This window comes from Streptomyces sp. WAC 01529 (assembly GCF_003945545.1).
GTDB classification, from domain to species: Bacteria; Actinomycetota; Actinomycetes; order Streptomycetales; family Streptomycetaceae; genus Streptomyces; species Streptomyces anatolicus.
The window spans coordinates 2,511,917-2,528,133 of the sequence record NZ_CP029617.1 but is presented as its reverse complement, the minus strand read 5'-3'; the positions used below and the strand labels follow the sequence as shown (position 1 = coordinate 2,528,133).

General features: G+C 73.6%; 14 protein-coding genes. 6 read left to right on the top strand and 8 right to left on the bottom strand.

Annotated features, from left to right (window positions below; translation table 11 throughout):
- Window positions 1-18: 18 nt before the first annotated feature.
- From DMA15_RS11325 to soxR, 4 genes are all read right to left on the bottom strand, one after another.
- Complete coding sequence (locus DMA15_RS11325) at window positions 19-651, bottom strand: class F sortase (RefSeq protein ID WP_125512644.1); 633 nt, start codon at window positions 649-651, stop codon at window positions 19-21.
- 120 nt (window positions 652-771) lie between these two features.
- On the bottom strand, window positions 772-1,362 hold the full coding sequence (locus tag DMA15_RS11320; RefSeq protein WP_125512643.1) for a hypothetical protein: 591 nt from the start codon (window positions 1,360-1,362) through the stop codon (window positions 772-774).
- A gap of 483 nt (window positions 1,363-1,845) precedes the next feature.
- A complete protein-coding gene (locus tag DMA15_RS11315; RefSeq protein WP_125512642.1) occupies window positions 1,846-2,643 on the bottom strand; it encodes an aminotransferase class IV in 798 nt (265 codons plus the stop codon).
- Window positions 2,644-2,652: 9 nt separating this feature from the next.
- Window positions 2,653-3,174, bottom strand: a complete 522-nt coding sequence (soxR, locus tag DMA15_RS11310) for a redox-sensitive transcriptional activator SoxR (RefSeq protein ID WP_125512641.1) — start codon at window positions 3,172-3,174, stop codon at window positions 2,653-2,655.
- Window positions 3,175-3,238: 64 nt separating this feature from the next.
- Here soxR and DMA15_RS11305 point away from each other — a divergent pair, with 64 nt between their 5' ends.
- Window positions 3,239-3,901, top strand: a complete 663-nt coding sequence (locus DMA15_RS11305; protein WP_125512640.1) for an NAD(P)H-dependent oxidoreductase — start codon at window positions 3,239-3,241, stop codon at window positions 3,899-3,901.
- A 55-nt stretch (window positions 3,902-3,956) separates the two neighbouring features.
- Here DMA15_RS11305 and DMA15_RS11300 read toward each other — a convergent pair whose 3' ends face one another.
- Both DMA15_RS11300 and DMA15_RS11295 read right to left on the bottom strand, forming a co-directional pair.
- Window positions 3,957-5,330, bottom strand: coding sequence for a HAMP domain-containing sensor histidine kinase (locus DMA15_RS11300; RefSeq protein WP_240659749.1), 1,374 nt, complete (start codon window positions 5,328-5,330; stop codon window positions 3,957-3,959).
- Window positions 5,330-6,070, bottom strand: a complete 741-nt coding sequence (locus DMA15_RS11295; RefSeq protein WP_206302706.1) for a hypothetical protein — start codon at window positions 6,068-6,070, stop codon at window positions 5,330-5,332. Before DMA15_RS11295 ends, DMA15_RS11300 begins: the two co-directional genes overlap by 1 nt.
- A gap of 331 nt (window positions 6,071-6,401) precedes the next feature.
- Here DMA15_RS11295 and cutA point away from each other — a divergent pair, with 331 nt between their 5' ends.
- A complete protein-coding gene (cutA, locus tag DMA15_RS11290; RefSeq protein WP_125512639.1) occupies window positions 6,402-6,740 on the top strand; it encodes a divalent-cation tolerance protein CutA in 339 nt (112 codons plus the stop codon).
- Between the two features lie 109 nt (window positions 6,741-6,849).
- Here the strand turns inward: cutA and DMA15_RS11285 are convergent, their stop codons facing one another.
- Together DMA15_RS11285 and DMA15_RS11280 are read right to left on the bottom strand one after the other, a co-directional pair.
- Window positions 6,850-9,126 (bottom strand): molybdopterin oxidoreductase family protein, encoded by a 2,277-nt coding sequence (locus DMA15_RS11285; protein ID WP_125512638.1) that lies wholly within the window; start codon window positions 9,124-9,126, stop codon window positions 6,850-6,852.
- A gap of 302 nt (window positions 9,127-9,428) precedes the next feature.
- Window positions 9,429-10,187, bottom strand: coding sequence for an ElyC/SanA/YdcF family protein (locus tag DMA15_RS11280; protein WP_125512637.1), 759 nt, complete (start codon window positions 10,185-10,187; stop codon window positions 9,429-9,431).
- Window positions 10,188-10,435: 248 nt separating this feature from the next.
- On the opposite strand from DMA15_RS11280, the gene DMA15_RS11275 reads away from it, so the two are divergent.
- From DMA15_RS11275 to dnaG, 4 genes are all read left to right on the top strand, one after another.
- Entirely contained in the window at window positions 10,436-11,377 is a 942-nt protein-coding gene (locus tag DMA15_RS11275) for a CbiX/SirB N-terminal domain-containing protein (RefSeq protein ID WP_125512636.1), read from the top strand.
- Between the two features lie 48 nt (window positions 11,378-11,425).
- Window positions 11,426-12,817, top strand: a complete 1,392-nt coding sequence (locus DMA15_RS11270; RefSeq protein WP_125512635.1) for a deoxyguanosinetriphosphate triphosphohydrolase — start codon at window positions 11,426-11,428, stop codon at window positions 12,815-12,817.
- Window positions 12,818-12,976: 159 nt separating this feature from the next.
- On the top strand, window positions 12,977-14,239 hold the full coding sequence (locus tag DMA15_RS11265; RefSeq protein ID WP_125512634.1) for an FAD-dependent oxidoreductase: 1,263 nt from the start codon (window positions 12,977-12,979) through the stop codon (window positions 14,237-14,239).
- Window positions 14,240-14,315: 76 nt separating this feature from the next.
- The gene (dnaG, locus tag DMA15_RS11260) at window positions 14,316-16,214 is read left to right on the top strand and encodes a DNA primase (protein WP_125512633.1); all 1,899 of its coding nucleotides are present in this window, start codon (window positions 14,316-14,318) and stop codon (window positions 16,212-16,214) included.
- The last annotated feature ends 3 nt before the right edge of the window (window positions 16,215-16,217 follow it).

Below are 16,217 nucleotides of genomic sequence, written 5' to 3'. Positions count from 1 at the left end.
GCGCGCCCTCGGCGAGCGTCAGCGCACCGCCGTGAGGTGCGCGAAGACCACCACATTGCCCTGGTAGCCGGTGCGCTCCGAGTACTTACCGCCGCAGGTGATCACCCGCAGCTCGGGGCGGGGAGCGGCGCCGTACACCTTCTCGTCGGGGAAGTCCTTCGCGTCGTACACCTCGTTCGCGTGGACCGTGAAGACGGCCACGCTGCCGTCCCTGCGCTCGATCTCGATCGTGCGGCCCTTGCGCAGCGCGCCCAGCTCGTAGAAGACGGCGGGGCCCTCCTTGTTGTCGACGTGGCCCGCCACGATCGCGGTGCCGCGCTCGCCGGGCGTGGTGCCCGCCTCGTACCAGCCCGCGAGGTTCTTGCGCCCGGCCGGAGGCACGTCGAGGCTGCCCTGCCGGGTCAGGCCGAGGCCCATCAGGGGCGCGTCGACGCCGATCGCGGGGATCCGCACCCGGTCGGGCGGCGAGGGCGGAAGCGGTGCGGTGCCGGGGTCGGGGCGGGCCGCGCCGGGCCGGGTCGGGGCGGCCTGCGCGGAGGAGGGCTGCGGAGGCGGGTGCGACGCGGTGCCGCTGGTCAGCAGCCAGGCGCCGGAGCAGAGCGCCACGGCGGTGACGGTCGCTATGACGGCGTTGCCGGTCCTCTTGCGCATACGGCGTCCCCCTCGGGGTCGGTCGGGCCGGGGTTCCCTCGTCCCCCTCCCGGCCCACGAGGGGACACGGGCCGGGAGGGGGCGCGGGCGGCGGTACCGGTGGACAGCGGAGGGTGTCCGTCAGATCCTGTCGCCTCTCGCCCGGCGATGCAGGAGCCAGGTACCGCCCGCGGCGGCGACGGCCAGGGCCGCCACTCCCGCCGCGGTCTGCACGGGGTCGGGACCGAGCGCGCCGCCGACCCCCGTCTTCACATGCCCCCGCGGATGCGGACGCGGTTGTTCCGCGGCGGCCGCCGTGGAGGTGATCGTCACCACCAGATCGCCCGCGACCTGCTTGTTCCTCACGGCGGCACCGCCGGAACCGGAGCACTTGGCGACGATCTCGTAGGTGCCGGGCTGCGCGGACGGCGGCACCTCGAACCGCCCGGTCACGTCCTCGGGCCGCGCGCCCGGCGCGAGCGTGAACGTGCCCGCCCCGACCGCGCTCGCGTCCCCCGTCGCGGTCCCTCCGGAGCCGCAGGCGGTGGTGTGCACGGTGACGGCGGAACCGGGCATGACGGTCGCCGGCTGGATCTCCAGGCCGCCGACGGGGGCGGGAGCGGGCGCGGCGAACGCGGGCGTGGCGGACGCGGATGCGGAGGCGGGGGCGGCCAGGGCGCCCGCCGCCGCTACGGCGAGCGCGGTACCGGACAGCAGGCGGGCGTTGCGCATGGTGCTCGTTCCTCCGAGGCCTTCGCGGGACACGCCCCGCGGCACCCCCAAGTGCCGCTGCGTCGGTCGAGCCCCGCTGTACCGAGGTAAGTGGCACTCGGCGGCCCACGCCTCCTGATGAACCATCAGAAAGCCGCCGAACGAGCGGCTTCCGGCCCGACGAGGTGAGCGTTCCAGCAGGTCACCGGCTTGTCGGCGGCAAGACTCCGAAGAGCGCGCGCGGCGGCTGTGAATGGGTGACCCGGCCCCTCGGCGGAGGCACCGGCGAGGCCGTCGGCCCGGTGCGGCCGGGTGCGGCTCGGAGTGGGCCGGTACGGCCCGGTGCAGCTGGGTGAGGTCCGGTGCGGCTTGGTGCGATCCGGTGGGTCCGGTGCGGCTGGGTGCGGCTCGGAGTGGGCCGGTACGGCTGGGTCGGTCCCGTGCGGCTAGGTGCGGCGCGGCGCGGTGCACCCCGCCGCGCCTCCGTGGCGCCCGCCGCGCCCCTCAGATCGTGTCCCAGGGGACCTCCTCGTAGACCCCGGCCACGATCGCCATCAGCTTCTCGTCGACGGCGTACGCGACATCGTCGACGCGGCGCACCGGACTCACCCCCCACGCGTTGGTGACGAAGGCAGCCGAGTACGACGGCAGATCCGCGAGGGTGACGGGGGCGTGCCCGGTGGGCAACCCGGCGGCCGGCAGACGCTCCTCGATCAGCCGCATCGTGATGCCGGCCAAGTGGGGCGCGTCCGGCCACACGACCCGTGTGCCGTCGAAGAAGGCGATGTTCGTGACGGCGCCCTCACTGATCTCCCCGCCGGGGCCGGTGAGCAGCGCGTCGTCGAAGCCCGCCGACCGCGCCAGCTCGCCGTGCCGGGCCTGCCCGAAGCCGCCCAGGTGCTTGATGTGGGCGAAGGGCCGCTGGTACGGCACGGCGGTCAGCGCCTGCGCGCGGGCCGCCATGCCCGCGGGCAGCACGACGGGCTGCCGCACGGTGACCATGAGGGACGGCTCCCCGTGCGGTGCGTGGACGTACACACGTACGGACGCGTCGTCGATGTCGTCCCGCAGGATGTGCCGGACCGCGCCGCGCACCCGCTCCCCGTCCAGCTCCCGCCCGAACAGTTCGCGCGTGGCCGCGTCGAGCCGGGCCAGATGGTGCTCGATGCCCCGCACCTTGCCGCCCCTGACCTGCATCGCGGTGAAGTGTCCGGTGTTGACGAGGGCGGGCCAGAGCAGGCTTCCCGCCGTGGCCGGCTGTCCGTCGATCTCGATGCGCTGCACCAGGTCCGTGGTTGTCATGCGGCCACGCTACGAGACAGCTCCCACCTCGTCCGCCCGCGCTTCCGGGCAGCTCTTCGCGGCGCACGGGTCCTCCTCCTCGACCAGGCGGCGCGCCCCGGGGCCGCGCTCGCCCAGCTCGTCCCACGGGTTGGTCAGCGCACACTTGGCGAGCGAGAGGCAGCCGCAGCCGATGCAGTCGGTGAGGTCGTCGCGCAGCCGCTGGAGGGTGCGGATCCGGGCGTCGAGGTCGGCGCGCCAGCACTCGGAGATCCGCGCCCAGTCCTCGCGGGTCGGCGTGCGGTCCTCGGGCAGCAGGCCGAGCACCTCGCGGATGGTGGCCAGCGGGATGCCGAGCCGCTGCGAGGTGCGGATGAAGGCGAGCCTGCGCAGGGTGTCGCGTCCGTAACGGCGCTGGTTCCCGGTGGTGCGGCGGGACTTGATGAGCCCTTCGCGCTCGTAGAACCGCAGGGCGGAGGGGGAGACCCCGCTGCGTGCGGAGAGTTCCCCGACGGTGGCTTCCTTGGCGTGCGGCGCGAGATGCGGGGTCATGCGGTCAGGTTAGCCAGAAGTCCACGCTTGACCTCAACCAAGGTTTAACTACGAGGCTTGCCCCATGACCGAGACCACGTCCTCCCTGCCCCTTCTGTCCACCCCTTCCGCTCCTTCCGCCTCCGCTTTCGCGGGTGACAGCGGTGGCGACGCGCCCCTTCGCGTCGCCGTCATCGTCGGCAGCAACCGCGAGGGCCGCTTCGGGCCGATCGTCGCCGAGTGGCTGCTCGCCCGGGTCCGCGAGCGCTCCGACCTCACCGTCGACGTCGTCGACCTGGCCGAATCCGACCTGCCGACCTCCCTCTCCTTCAACCCGCCCGCCGCCGTGGCCGCCGAACTCGCCAAGGTCACCCCGAAGCTGGCCGCCGCCGACGCGTTCATCGTCCTCACCCCCGAGTACAACCACTCCTACCCGGCGTCCCTGAAGAACCTCATCGACTGGCACAAGGCCGAGTGGGAGGCGAAGCCGCTCGCCTTCGTCTCGTACGGCGGCCTCTCCGGCGGCCTGCGCGCGGTGGAGCACCTGCGCCCGGTCTTCGCGGAGCTGCACACCATGACGATCCGCGACACCGTCTCCTTCCACAACGCGGGCGCCCTCTTCGACGACCAGGGCAACCACCGCGACCCGTCGGCCGCCGACGCCGCGGCCAAGGCCATGCTCGACCAACTGGCGTGGTGGGGCTGGGCACTGCGGGCGGCCAAGGCGGTCCGGCCGTACGGAGGTTAGGTCGTACGGGAGTTAGGTCGTACGGGAATGAGGCCGTACGGGCGTGAGGGCGGTCCTAGGCCCGCGGCAGGCTGACGACCGCCACCGCCCCGCCGTCCACCGCGTTGGCCAGCTCCACGCTCGCGCCGATCACCTGGGCCTGGCCGAACGCGATGGTCAGTCCCAGGCCGGTCCCCTGGCCGCGCTCGCGCGCACCGGTCTGAAAGCGCTGCGGGCCGTCCTTCAGGAGGCAGTCGGGGAAGCCGGGGCCGTGATCGCGGACCGTCACCTCGGTGCCCTCGACCCGCACCTCGACGGGATCGCCGCCGTGCTTACGGGCGTTGGCGACGAGATTCGTCAGAATCCGCTCAAGGCGTCGCACGTCGGTGCGTACGAACGTCTCATACGCGGCCCGCGTCCCGCGTGCCGTGAAGGCGGCCTGCGAGCCGCCCGCGCGCTCGGCGATCGTCTCGACGAGCCGCCCCAGCGGATGCACTTCCAGGTCCGGCTTCTCCACCTCCGCGTCCAGCCGTGCCACCTCCAACAGGTCCTCCGTGAGGGTCCGCAGGGCGTGCACCCGGTCGCGCACCAGCTCGGTCGGGCGGCTCGGCGGCAGCAGCTCGGCCGCCGTGTGCAGCCCGGTCAGCGGGGTGCGCAGCTCGTGCGCGACATCGGCGGTGAAGCGCTGCTCGGCCTCCAGGCGCTGTTGCAGGGAGGCGGCCATCGTGTCGACGGCGGTGGCCAGTTCGGCCACCTCGTCCTTGGCGTGCCGCGCGTCCGGCGGCCGGGGAGGGTGGATACGGGCGTCCAGGTCGCCCTGGCTGATGCGGCGCGCGATGGCGGCGGCGGTACGCAGTTCACGGCTGAGCCTGCTGGAGAGCCCCGCCCCGCCGAGCGCGGCGAGGCCGACGACCACGGCTCCCGAGATCATCAGCTGCCGGTCGAAGTCGGCTACCTCGTCCGCCTGTTCGCGCAGCGACTCGCGGACGGACAGCACGTGACGGGTACGGCCGCCGACCGGTCTCGCCGCCCAGACGCACGGGTCGTCCGAGGCCAGGTCGAGATAGGTGCTCCGCTGCCCGGCCAGCGCGGCCCGCCGCAGCGGCTCGGGCAGGTCCGGATCGTCGAGGGCCGCGTCCGTGTCGCTCCGGTCGACCTGCCCCGTCAACTCGTACAGCTGGCGCACGCGGACGAGCTGCGCGGTCGCGTTCGAGCGGGCGTTCCCCGCGACCTGGTCGAGCCTGGCGTGGTGGATGAGCAGCCCGATGGCGACGGCGACGACGGCACACCCGCAGGCGAGGAGCGCGGCGATCTTCCAGCGGAGCCCGAGACCGTTCCGCTCGGCCCCGCGCGGAACCAGGGCACGCCAGGCGGCGTGAAGGGCCTGGGTCCGGGCGGCCCGGAGCCGACGCGGCATGCGGAGCCGCGCCCGCGCGGTCCTCAGCCGCATCAGGGCCCTCCCGTGGGTGCGGTCTCGGAGGCACGCGGCCTCGGCTCCGCTGTGTCCGAGGCGCGTGGCCTCGGCCCCACCGTCTCCGGGGAGTCCCCCGGCTTCTTGTAGTCCCTGATGTCGCTGACCGTGGACATCCGCGCGCCGTCCCAGTGGAAGCGCACGGCCTGCTCGCCGCCGTCCGAGCACGGCGTGCGGACCAGCAGGTCGGGGCCGATCGTCTCGACGCTCATCCGCCTGCCGGAGGTGAACAGGATCGGATAGACCTTGCCGCCGCGCTCGGTGTAGACGGTCAGGATGTTCCGCCCGCTCTCCGTGTCCGCGGCGACCAGCAACTCGGGCTTCTTGTCGCCGGTCAGGTCCATGAACATGGGCGGCCGCAGCCCCGCCCGCCCCGGCCGGTCGATCAGCCCCCGCTCGGCCAGCGGTTTCGTCCGCGGATCCGCCCGCAGGACCGTGTGGACATCCAGCGAGGCGAGCCCTCCCGAACCGACCTTCGGCAGCCCCTCAAGCGCCCGCGGGGGCGGCTGACGCGTGGCGGCGTCGGCGCCGGGTGCCAGCGACGACGTACCCGACCAGGCGGGCCAGACCGCCTCCGGGCGCGGCTGCGCGGAGACGGAAGGCGCGGCCTCGCCCGGGCCGAGGCCGTCGGGGCCGGTGCATCCGGCGAGCACGGAGGCAGCGAGGGCGACGAGGAGGGCGGCGCCCGAGAGGAGCAGGCGGCGGAGGTTCGGGTTCATGGCGTGGCTGACTCGTGCGGAGGCCGGTGGGCTGGTGGTGGCCGGCCCAGGGACTGCGCAGGGGGTTCGGCAGGGGCCGGCCACCGCTGTCGACCGTAGGAACCGTCCATCACAGAAAACGGGAGGTTGTGTAACAACCACGACTACAGCTGGAGAACTCCGACATCTCGGGACCTTCGACCAGGGCACTCGCCTCTGGCGGCGACAGCGCGCGACGGTCGGGTCCGGGGCCTGCGCGGGGGCGGGGCGCAACGGGCCGCGCGAGGGCTGGCGTAACGGTCACGTGAGGGCTGGCGCAACGGTCCGCGCGAGGGCTGGGCACAATCGGCGCATGGACGCAGAACCGAAGGCGCTTGCCGTGCTGACCGTGCTGACCACGACCGACGCGGAACACAAGGCGCGCGACCTCGCGCGCGGGGCGGTCCAGGCCCGGCTCGCGGCCTGCGCGCAGATCACCGGACCCGTCACTTCCGTGTACCGCTGGGAGGGCGAGATCGAGACCGCGCAGGAATGGCAACTGCTGCTCAAGACGACCACCGCGCGCTACGCCGCCCTGGAGGCATGGCTCGCCGACGCCCACGACTACGACACCCCGGAGATCATCGCGACCCCGGTGGCGCGGGGGAACGCGGCCTACCTGGAGTGGGTGGAGCGCGAGACCGCCGAGTGATCGCGGGAACGGCGCGCCTGCCCCTGTGGGCGCAGACCGGGAGCTGTCACCCTCGCGCCCGGCATGCCTATGGCGGCCACCGCCACCGGGCGCACCCGCTGAGGGCCTCCTAGGCCCTCTCCGCGCGTTCGAGCCGCACCGCGCACACCTTGAACTCCGGCATCCGCGATATCGGATCCAGCGCCGGGTGCGTCAGGGAGTTGGCCCGCCCCTCGCCCGGCCAGTGGAACGGCATGAACACCGTGTCCGAGCGGATCGACGATGTGACCCGCGCCGGGGCCACCGCCCGGCCGCGCCGCGAGACCACGGCGACCGCCTCGCCGTCCGCTATCCCGAACCGCGCCGCGAGCCGTGGATGCAGCTCCACGAAAGGCCCTGGCGCCGCGGAGTTCAGCTCATCCACCCGCCGCGTCTGCGCCCCCGACTGATACTGCGCGAGCACCCGCCCCGTGGTGAGCAGCACGGGATACTCCGCGTCCGTCTCCTCCGCCGCGGCCCGATGCACCACCGGCACGAACCGCGCCCGCCCGTCCTCCGTCGCGAACCCCTCCAGAAACAGCCGGGGTGTCCCGGGATGCGGAGCCACGGCGGCCTCCACGGGCACATCGGCGCCCGGCGCCGGTTCGCGGACGCCCGGAGCCTGCCCGGTGCCCGGAACCTGCCCGGTGCCCCGCGCCTGCCCGGTGCCGGGCGCAGGGTCGGGGCACGGCCAGAACACCCCCTCGCCGTCCCCCTCCCTCAGCCGCTCGTACGAGATCCCCGAATAGTCCGCGGGCCCACCCGCGCTCGCCCGCCGCAGCTCCTCGAAGACCTCTTCCGGATCGACGGGGAAACCCTTCTCATGGCCGAGCCGCGCCGCGAGCCCGTGCAGCACGTCCAGGTCGCTTCTGATCCCGGCGGGCGCGGACACCGCCCGGCGGCGCAGCAACACCCGCCCCTCCAGATTCGTCACCGTCCCCGTCTCCTCGGCCCACTGCGTCACCGGCAGCACCACGTCCGCCAACGCGGCCGTCTCCGACAGCACCACGTCCGCCACCGCGAGGAAGTCCAGCGACCGCAGCCGCTCCTCCACATGCGCGGCCCGCGGCGCCGACACGACCGGGTTGGACCCCATCAGGAGCAGCGTCTTCACGTCCCCGCCGAGCGCGTCGAGCAGTTCGTACGCCGACCTGCCGGGCCCCGGCAGCGACTCCGGGTCCACGCCCCAGACCCCCGCCACATGCGCCCGCGCCGCCGGATCCGTCAGCTTGCGGTACCCGGGCAGCTGGTCCGCCTTCTGCCCGTGCTCGCGCCCGCCCTGGCCGTTGCCCTGCCCGGTCAGACACCCGTACCCGGACAGCGGCCGCCCGGCCCGGCCCGTGGCGAGGCAGAGATTGATCCACGCCCCGACGGTGTCCGTGCCCTTGGACTGCTGCTCGGGCCCGCGCGCGGTGAGCACCATCGACGTCTCGGCGTCGCAGAACATCCGCACGGTGTCCCGCAGTTGGGGCACGGGCACGCCGGTGATCCGCTCCACGTGCTCGGGCCAGTGCGCCATCGCCGCCGCCCGCGCCTCCTCCCATCCGCTGGTCCGCTCCTCGATGAACGCCTCGTCCGTCCGCCCCTCCGCCACCACCAGGTGCAGCAGCCCGAGCGCCAGGGCGAGGTCCGTGCCGGGGCGCGGCGCCAGATGCAGGTCGGCCTGCTCGGCGGTCCGCGTCCGCCGGGGGTCCACGACGATCAGCGTGCCGCCGTTCTCCCGCAGCTCGGTCAGATACCGCAGGGCGGGCGGCATCGTCTCGGCGAGGTTCGACCCGACGAGGATCACGCAGCCGGTGCGGGGGATGTCCTCCAGCGGGAACGGCAGCCCCCGGTCGAGCCCGAACGCCCGCTGCCCGGCCGCCGCCGCCGACGACATGCAGAACCGTCCGTTGTAGTCGATCTGCGACGTGCCGAGCACCACCCGCGCGAACTTGCCCAGCGCGTACGCCTTCTCGTTGGTCAGCCCTCCGCCCCCGAACACCCCGCACGCGTCCGCGCCATGCTCCGTACGCACGCGGGACAGCTCACCGGCGATCCGGTCGAGTGCCTCCTCCCAGGTAGCCGGCGCGAGCTTGCCCGTGGCGTGGGATCGGACGAGGGGCTCGGTCAGGCGCACCCGGGAGGAGAGCAGCGCGGGCGCCGTGCGTCCCTTTCCGCACAGGGCGCCCTTGTTCACGGGGAACGCCGCGCGCTCCACGACCTCCACGCCACCACCGGGGCCCGCCGCCAGCCCCATTCCGCACTGCAGCGCGCAGTACGGGCAGTGGGTCGCCGTCACCGCCGTCACCGCCGTGGCCGCGGTGGCCGCGGTGGCCGCGGGAGTCGCGGGAGTCGCCGGGGTCGCGGGGGTCGCCGTGGAGTGCATGCCGTCCAGCGTCCTCCGTTCTTGTTACGTGCCCTGACGTGCTCGCGTTACGCACGCGGTAAGCCGATCTCAGCCATGGCCGCACCTCGCTGTGAGGTGGGGTCGGTTTGGTGCGCGGTCAGGCACCTGTGGGTGTGTCGTGGCTGGTCGCGCAGTTCCTCGCGCCCCTTTGGGGCACCTGGGCCCCCGCCGCTCAGCGGCCAGCCACCCGCGGGTGCGTCGTGGCTGGTTGCGCAGTTCCCCGCGCCCCTTTGGGGCACTCAAGCACCCGCGCTCCTTCGGGGCACCCGGGGCCCCAAGACTCACCGGCCCGACGCCAGCGCGCGTTCCACTCCCCGCTCTCGCGGGCCCAGGAAGCGTGGGGCCGGGTGGAGCGTGGCGTCCAGCGCTGCCTTGCCTGCCGCGAAGATCTCCCGGGCGCCGCCGTAGTACCAGGTCGCGTCGTGCACCGCGTCCACTCCGACGCCGTACGACGAGACGCCCGCCGCGTCGCACAGCGCGACCGCCCTGCGTATGTGGAAGCCCTGGCTGATCAGCACCGCCCGGTCCACGCCGAAGATCTTCTTGGCGCGGACACAGGAGTCCCAGGTGTCGAACCCGGCGTAGTCGCTCACTATCCGGCGGTCCGGCACCCCGTGCTTCTTCAGATAGGCGCGCATCGCGTCCGGTTCGTCGTACTCCTCGCGGCTGTTGTCACCCGTCACCAGCACGACCTCTATCCGGCCCGCGCGGTACAGATCGGCGGCCGCGTCCAGCCGGTGCGCGAGATACGGCGAGGGCTCGCCCTCCCAGAGCCCGGCGCCGAAGACCATCGCGACCCGGGCGCGCGGCGCGTCAGCGGTCGTGCCGATCTTGCTGTCCGTCGTCACGAAGAGCCAGGTCGCGGGCAGCAGCCCGAGCACGCAGAGGGCCATGGCCCCCTGCACGGCCAGCCGCCGCCCCCTTCTCGTACGCGGAAGCCGCAGCCACCCCGGCCACCCGGGCCGCCCGGACCACCGCAATCGCGCCAGCCTCAGCAGCCCCGCCCGGCCCGGTCGCCCCGCTCCATCCATCCGGTCCATATCCGCACCGCCCCCGCACCACCGCGCCCCCACGGATCTCCCCCGACCCGATCACTGCCACAACCGTAAGTGACCCCGCCGGCATCCGGCAGGCCCCGCAACCCGGACCCGCCCCTGATTCGCCCCTGACCCAACTCCCGTGCGCGACCCCGACGTACACGACCCCGAGAGCACCGCCGTGAGCCCGGCGAAAACAGCCGTCACGGCCACGCAACGCCCCCGCAATCTGCCCCGGCCATCCTCGGTTCATGACGCCGTCGAACCCTCTTCGCGACGAGTCCGGCAGCACTCACCTCGACAGTACGGCGCAACTCATGGACCGCATCGCAAGTCAGCTCGGCAGCAGGCTCAGCCTCGTCTCACCCGACGGCAACCGCCGCCCCGCCACCCGCCCCACCCCCCACACGCATCCCCACACGCACCCCCACCCGCACACCCGCCCCACGCTCATCCTCGTCCCCCACGGCAGCCGCGACCCCCGCGCCCTCGCCACCGTCACGGCCCTCGCCGAGCGGATCCGCGAGCAACGGCCCGGCCTCCCCGTCCGGCTCGGGCACATCGAGCTGAACGAGCCCCTGCTCACCGACACCCTCGCCGCGCAGCCGGGCGGCAGCGCCGTGCTCGTACCGCTGCTCCTGAGCCCGGGCCAGCACGTCAAGCACGACATCCCGGCGGCCGCCGCCGACGCACCCCACCTCGACACCCGCGTCGCCGCCCCGCTCGGCCCGCACCCGCTGCTCGCCGAGGCCCTGCACACCCGGCTCGTCGAGGCGGGCTGGCCCGCGCGGCCCCTTGGCGCCACCGCGCGCCGCCACCACGCCGTCGCCCTCGCCGCCGCGGGCTCCCGCGACCCGGAGTCCGCCGCCGGGACCGAGGCCGCCGCCGCGCTGCTCGCCGACCGCCTCGGCGTCCCCGTCGTCCCCGCCTACGCCGCGCCCACCGCCGCCTGCGCCCGCACCGTGCCCGAGGCGCTCCAGACCCTGGCCGACGAGGGCAGGACCCGCGTCGCCGTCGCCGCCTACTTCACCGCACCCGGCCGCTTCGCCACCCAGAGCGCCGCCGCCGCGCCCTGGATCGCCGCGGCCCCGCTCGGCGCCCACCCGACGCTCGCCCGCCTCGTCCTGCACCGCTACGACCAGGCCCGTACCTCCCCGCCCGTGGCCGAACAGCGCCGCCTGACCGCGGTCTGACGAGGGGCCAGAACCCTCTTTGTCACTGCTTGCGTCTACTGTCGGTGCATGGAAGGCACAGCACCGAACGGCCCGGCAACGAACGGCACAGGACCGCACGCGCGACACGAGGCCCACGGCACCCATGACGCCTACGACGCCTACGGGGCCTACGACGAAGCGGCCGTCGAGCGATGGGCCACCGAGCCCGACAAGAGGCCGGGGCGCACGGCCTTCCAGCGCGACCGCGCGCGCGTGCTGCACTCCGCCGCGCTGCGCCGCCTCGCCGGAAAGACCCAGGTCGTCACGCCCGGCACCCGCAGCCAGGCCTGGGACGCCAGCGCCCGCACCCGGCTGACGCACTCCCTGGAGTGCGCCCAGGTGGGCCGCGAGCTGGGCGCGGCCCTCGGCTGCGACCCCGACCTGGTGGAGACCGCCTGCCTCTCCCACGACCTGGGCCACCCGCCCTTCGGGCACAACGGAGAGCAGGCGTTGAACGAGGTGGCGGCCGACTGCGGCGGCTTCGAGGGCAACGCCCAGTCGCTGCGCCTGCTCACCCGCATCGAGCCGAAGCGCTTCGTCCGCTCCGAGGCCACCGGCGACCTGGTCAGCGTCGGCCTCAACCTCACCCGTGCCGCCCTGGACGCCGCCACCAAGTACCCCTGGCCGCGCGGCGCGCACCCCACCGACCCGCACTCCTCGAAGTTCGGGGTCTACGAGGACGACCGGCCGGTGTTCGACTGGGTCCGCAAGGAGGCCCCGGGGCAGCGCATCTGCTTCGAGGCGCAGGTCATGGACTGGTCGGACGATGTCGCCTACTCGGTCCACGACTTCGAGGACGGCCTGCACGCCGGACACATCGACCCGAACGCCCTGCACGCCGAGCCCGAGCGCCAGGACATCTACGCCGTGGCCCTCGGACGCTACGTCCCCGAGGACACCGACCCCGAAGAGCTGGCCCAAGCCCTCGACCGCCTCCTCGACCAGGAGTGGTGGCCGCACGGGTACGACGGATCGGCCGTCGCCCAGGCCCGGTTGAAGGACGCCACCAGCCAGCTCATCGGCCGCTTCTGTCTGGCCGCGGAGACCGCCACGCGCGTGCGGTACGGCAAGGGGCCCCTCACGCGGTACGCCGCCGAACTCGTCGTCCCCCGCGAGGCGCGCCACGAGTGCGCGGTGCTCAAGGCCGTCGCCGACCGCTATGTGATGCAGCGCCCCGCACAGGAGCGGCTCCGCGCCGACCAGCGCATCGTGGTCGCCGAGCTGGCCGAGGCGCTCACCACGCGCGCCCCCGACGGACTCGACCCGCAGTTCCGCGCCCTGTACGACGCGGCGGACGACGACCGCACGGCCCAGCGCGTGGTGATCGACCAGATCGCGTCCCTCACGGACGCGGCCGCCCGCGCGCTGCACACCCGACTGACGGCCGGACGACAGGGCAGCGGGAACAGCGGTACGTGACCTTGGAGTGAGCTTGGCGTGACCACGGGGCGTGACGGAAAGTGGCCGGATGGGGCGACGCCCCCTTCCCCCCTCACGCTCCGTGCGGGACGCTCCCTGTGGCGGCAAGCCTGTGTTCTTCCGGGGTCCACCCCCGGTCCCCCGGCAAGGAGGCATCAAGTGGTCGACGCGCATCAGACGTTCGTCATTGTGGGAGGAGGTCTGGCCGGCGCCAAGGCGGCCGAGACCCTCCGTTCCGAGGGCTTCACCGGCCGGGTGATCCTCGTCGGTGACGAGCGCGACCACCCCTACGAGCGCCCGCCCCTGTCCAAGGGCTACCTCCTGGGCAAGGAGGAGCGCGACAGCGTCTTCGTCCACGAACCCGGTTGGTACGCGCAGGCCGAGGTGGAACTGCACCTCGGCCAGCCCGTCGTCGCCATCGACCGCGAGGCCAAGAGCGTGCGCCTGGGCGACGGCGCGGTCATCCACTACGACAAGCTGCTGCTCGCCACCGGCGCCGAGCCACGCCGCCTCGACGTCCCGGGCACCGGCCTCGCGGGCGTGCACCACCTGCGCCGCCTCGCCCACGCCGACCGCCTCCGGCAGGTCCTGACGGCACTCGGCAGGGACAACGGCCACCTGGTGATCGCCGGGGCGGGCTGGATCGGCCTGGAGATCGCCGCGGCCGCCAGGGAGTACGGCGCGGAGGTCACCGTCGTCGAGCGCGAGCCGACCCCGCTGCACGCCGTCCTCGGCCCCGAGGTCGGCCAGATGTTCGCCGACCTGCACGCGGAGCACGGCGTGCGGTTCCACTTCGGGGCTTCCCTCACGGAGATCGTCGGCCAGGACGGCATGGTGCTCGCCGTGCAGACGGACGACGGCGAGGAGCACCCCGCGCACGACGTGCTCGCCGCGATCGGCGCGGCCCCCCGCACGGCGCTCGCCGAGGCCGCGGGCCTCGACCTGGTCGAGCGGGCGCACGGCGGCGGCATCGTCGTCGACGCCTCCCTGCGGACCTCGGACCCCGACATCTTCGCCGCGGGCGACGTGGCCGCCCCGCACCACCCGCTCTTCGACTCCAGGCTGCGCGTCGAGCACTGGGCCAACGCCCTCAACGGCGGCCCCGCGGCGGCCCGCGCCATGCTCGGCCAGGACGTCCGCTACGACCGCGTGCCCTACTTCTTCTCCGACCAGTACGACGTGGGCCTGGAGTACTCGGGCTGGGCGCCCCCGGGCTCGTACGACCAAGTGGTGGCCCGCGGTGACGTCGGCAAGCGGGAGTTCATCGCGTTCTGGCTGAGCGAGGGGCGGGTGCTCGCGGGGATGAACGTGAATGTGTGGGACGTCACGGAGACCATGCAGGAGCTGATCCGCACGGGCGCGCGCCCGGACGTCGAGCGCCTCGCGGACCCGTCCGTCCCCCTGGAGTCGCTGCTGTCGTGACGGCCGGGCCCGCCGAAGACGCCGTCGGCCGTGACGGCCGGGCGGGAGTGTCACAGGCGAGCCGTAGTATTCGTACGTGGCAGGCAGGATCAATGACGAGGACGTGAAGGCGGTTCGGGACGCGGTCCCGATCGACGCCGTGGTCTCCGACTACCTCCAGCTGCGCAGCGCCGGGGGTGGAAACCTCAAGGGTCTGTGCCCCTTCCACGACGAGAAGTCCCCGTCCTTCCAGGTCAGCCCGAGCAAGGGTCTCTTCCACTGCTTCGGCTGCCAGGAAGGCGGCGACACGATCGCCTTCGTGATGAAGATCGACCACCTCACCTTCTCGGAGACGGTCGAGCGCCTCGCCGCCAAGGCGGGCATCACGCTGCGGTACGAAGAGGGCGGGTACAACCCCAGCCACCAGCGCGGCGAGCGCATCCGCCTGGTCGAGGCCCACAAGATCGCCGCTCAGTTCTACGTGGACCAGCTGGAGAGCCCCGAGGCCGAGATCGGCCGCAAGTTCCTCGCCGAGCGCGGCTTCGACCAGGCCGCCGCCGCGCACTTCGGCGTGGGCTACAGCCCCGCGGGCTGGGACCACCTCACCCGCTATCTGCGCGGCAAGGGCTTCACCGACAAGGAGCTGACCCTCTCCGGCCTCTCCCAGGAAGGCCGCCGCGGCCCCATCGACCGCTTCCGGGGCCGCCTGATGTGGCCCATCCGCGACATCGGCGGCGAGGTCGTCGGCTTCGGCGCCCGCAAGCTCCGCGACGACGACAACGGCCCGAAGTACCTGAACACCCCCGAGACCCCGATCTACAAGAAGGGCCAGGTGCTCTACGGCGTCGACCTGGCCAAGAAGGAGATCGCCAAGGCCTCCCGCGCGGTCGTCGTCGAGGGGTACACGGACGTGATGGCCTGCCACCTCGCAGGCGTCACCACCGCCATCGCGACCTGTGGCACGGCCTTCGGCGGCGACCACATCAAGATCCTGCGCCGCCTCCTGATGGACAACGGCTCGGCGCGGGTGATCTTCACCTTCGACGGTGACGCGGCGGGCCAGAAGGCCGCTCTGCGCGCCTTCGAGGACGACCAGAAGTTCGCCGCCGAGACGTACATCGCCATCGCCCCCGACGGCATGGACCCCTGCGAGCTGCGCCTGGCCAAGGGCGACGAGGCGGTCGCCGACCTCGTCAAGCCCCGCACACCGCTCTTCGAGTTCGCGCTGCGCCAGATCGTCTCGCGGTACGACCTGGAGACCCCCGCCGGCCGGGCCGCCGCCCTGGACGAGGCGGCGCCCGTGGTGGCCCGCATCAAGAACACCGGCGCGCAGCACGAGGTGGCCGTCCAGCTCGCGGGCATGCTCGGCATCCTCGACACCCAGTTCGTGGTCAAGCGCGTGGCCCAGCTGGCCCGTTGGGCCCGCGACCGCGGCGGCCGGGGCCCCGCGCAGCCGCAGGGCAGGCCCCAGCAGACGTACGCGCAAGGACCGCCCCCACCCAGCGGCCCCGCGCTCACGCTGCGCAGCCCCGCCCACCGCACCGAGCGCGAGCTGCTCAAACTCGCTTTGCAGTACCCCCAGTTGGTCTCCCCGGCCTTCGACGCGTACGGAGCGGACGAGTTCACCGCCCCGCCCTACGCGGCCGTGCGCCAGTGCATCGAGGAGGCGGGCGGCGCCGAGGCGGGCATCACCGACGCGCAGGCCTACCTCGCGCGCGTGCTCGACGCGGCGCCCGACGACACGGTGCGCCGCATGGTCACCGAGCTGGCCGTCGAGGCGATCCTGCGCAAGACCGTCGACGAGGTGTACGCGGGCACGCAGCTCGTCCAGGTCCGCCTGCGCGCCGTCGACCGCCGCATCCGCGACGTCCAGGGCAGCCTCGCCCGCCTCGGCGCGGGCGGTGACCCACAGCGACTGACCGCGGTGCAGAACGAGTTGTGGGTCCTCCAGCAGTACGGCCAGGCGCTGCGCGACCGCGGAGCCGACGCGCTCTAGAGG

Bases quoted from the DNA above. Each gene is read 5' to 3' on its own strand.
- DMA15_RS11325 (WP_125512644.1), bottom strand. From the start codon at position 651: ATGCGCAAGAGGACCGGCAACGCCGTCATAGCGACCGTCACCGCCGTG.
- DMA15_RS11320 (WP_125512643.1), bottom strand. From the start codon at position 1,362: ATGCGCAACGCCCGCCTGCTGTCCGGTACCGCGCTCGCCGTAGCGGCG.
- DMA15_RS11315 (WP_125512642.1), bottom strand. From the start codon at position 2,643: ATGACAACCACGGACCTGGTGCAGCGCATCGAGATCGACGGACAGCCG.
- soxR (WP_125512641.1), bottom strand. From the start codon at position 3,174: ATGACCCCGCATCTCGCGCCGCACGCCAAGGAAGCCACCGTCGGGGAA.
- DMA15_RS11305 (WP_125512640.1), top strand. From the start codon at position 3,239: ATGACCGAGACCACGTCCTCCCTGCCCCTTCTGTCCACCCCTTCCGCT.
- DMA15_RS11300 (WP_240659749.1), bottom strand. From the start codon at position 5,330: ATGCGGCTGAGGACCGCGCGGGCGCGGCTCCGCATGCCGCGTCGGCTC.
- DMA15_RS11295 (WP_206302706.1), bottom strand. From the start codon at position 6,070: ATGAACCCGAACCTCCGCCGCCTGCTCCTCTCGGGCGCCGCCCTCCTC.
- cutA (WP_125512639.1), top strand. From the start codon at position 6,402: ATGGACGCAGAACCGAAGGCGCTTGCCGTGCTGACCGTGCTGACCACG.
- DMA15_RS11285 (WP_125512638.1), bottom strand. From the start codon at position 9,126: ATGCACTCCACGGCGACCCCCGCGACCCCGGCGACTCCCGCGACTCCC.
- DMA15_RS11280 (WP_125512637.1), bottom strand. From the start codon at position 10,187: ATGGACCGGATGGATGGAGCGGGGCGACCGGGCCGGGCGGGGCTGCTG.
- DMA15_RS11275 (WP_125512636.1), top strand. From the start codon at position 10,436: ATGACGCCGTCGAACCCTCTTCGCGACGAGTCCGGCAGCACTCACCTC.
- DMA15_RS11270 (WP_125512635.1), top strand. From the start codon at position 11,426: ATGGAAGGCACAGCACCGAACGGCCCGGCAACGAACGGCACAGGACCG.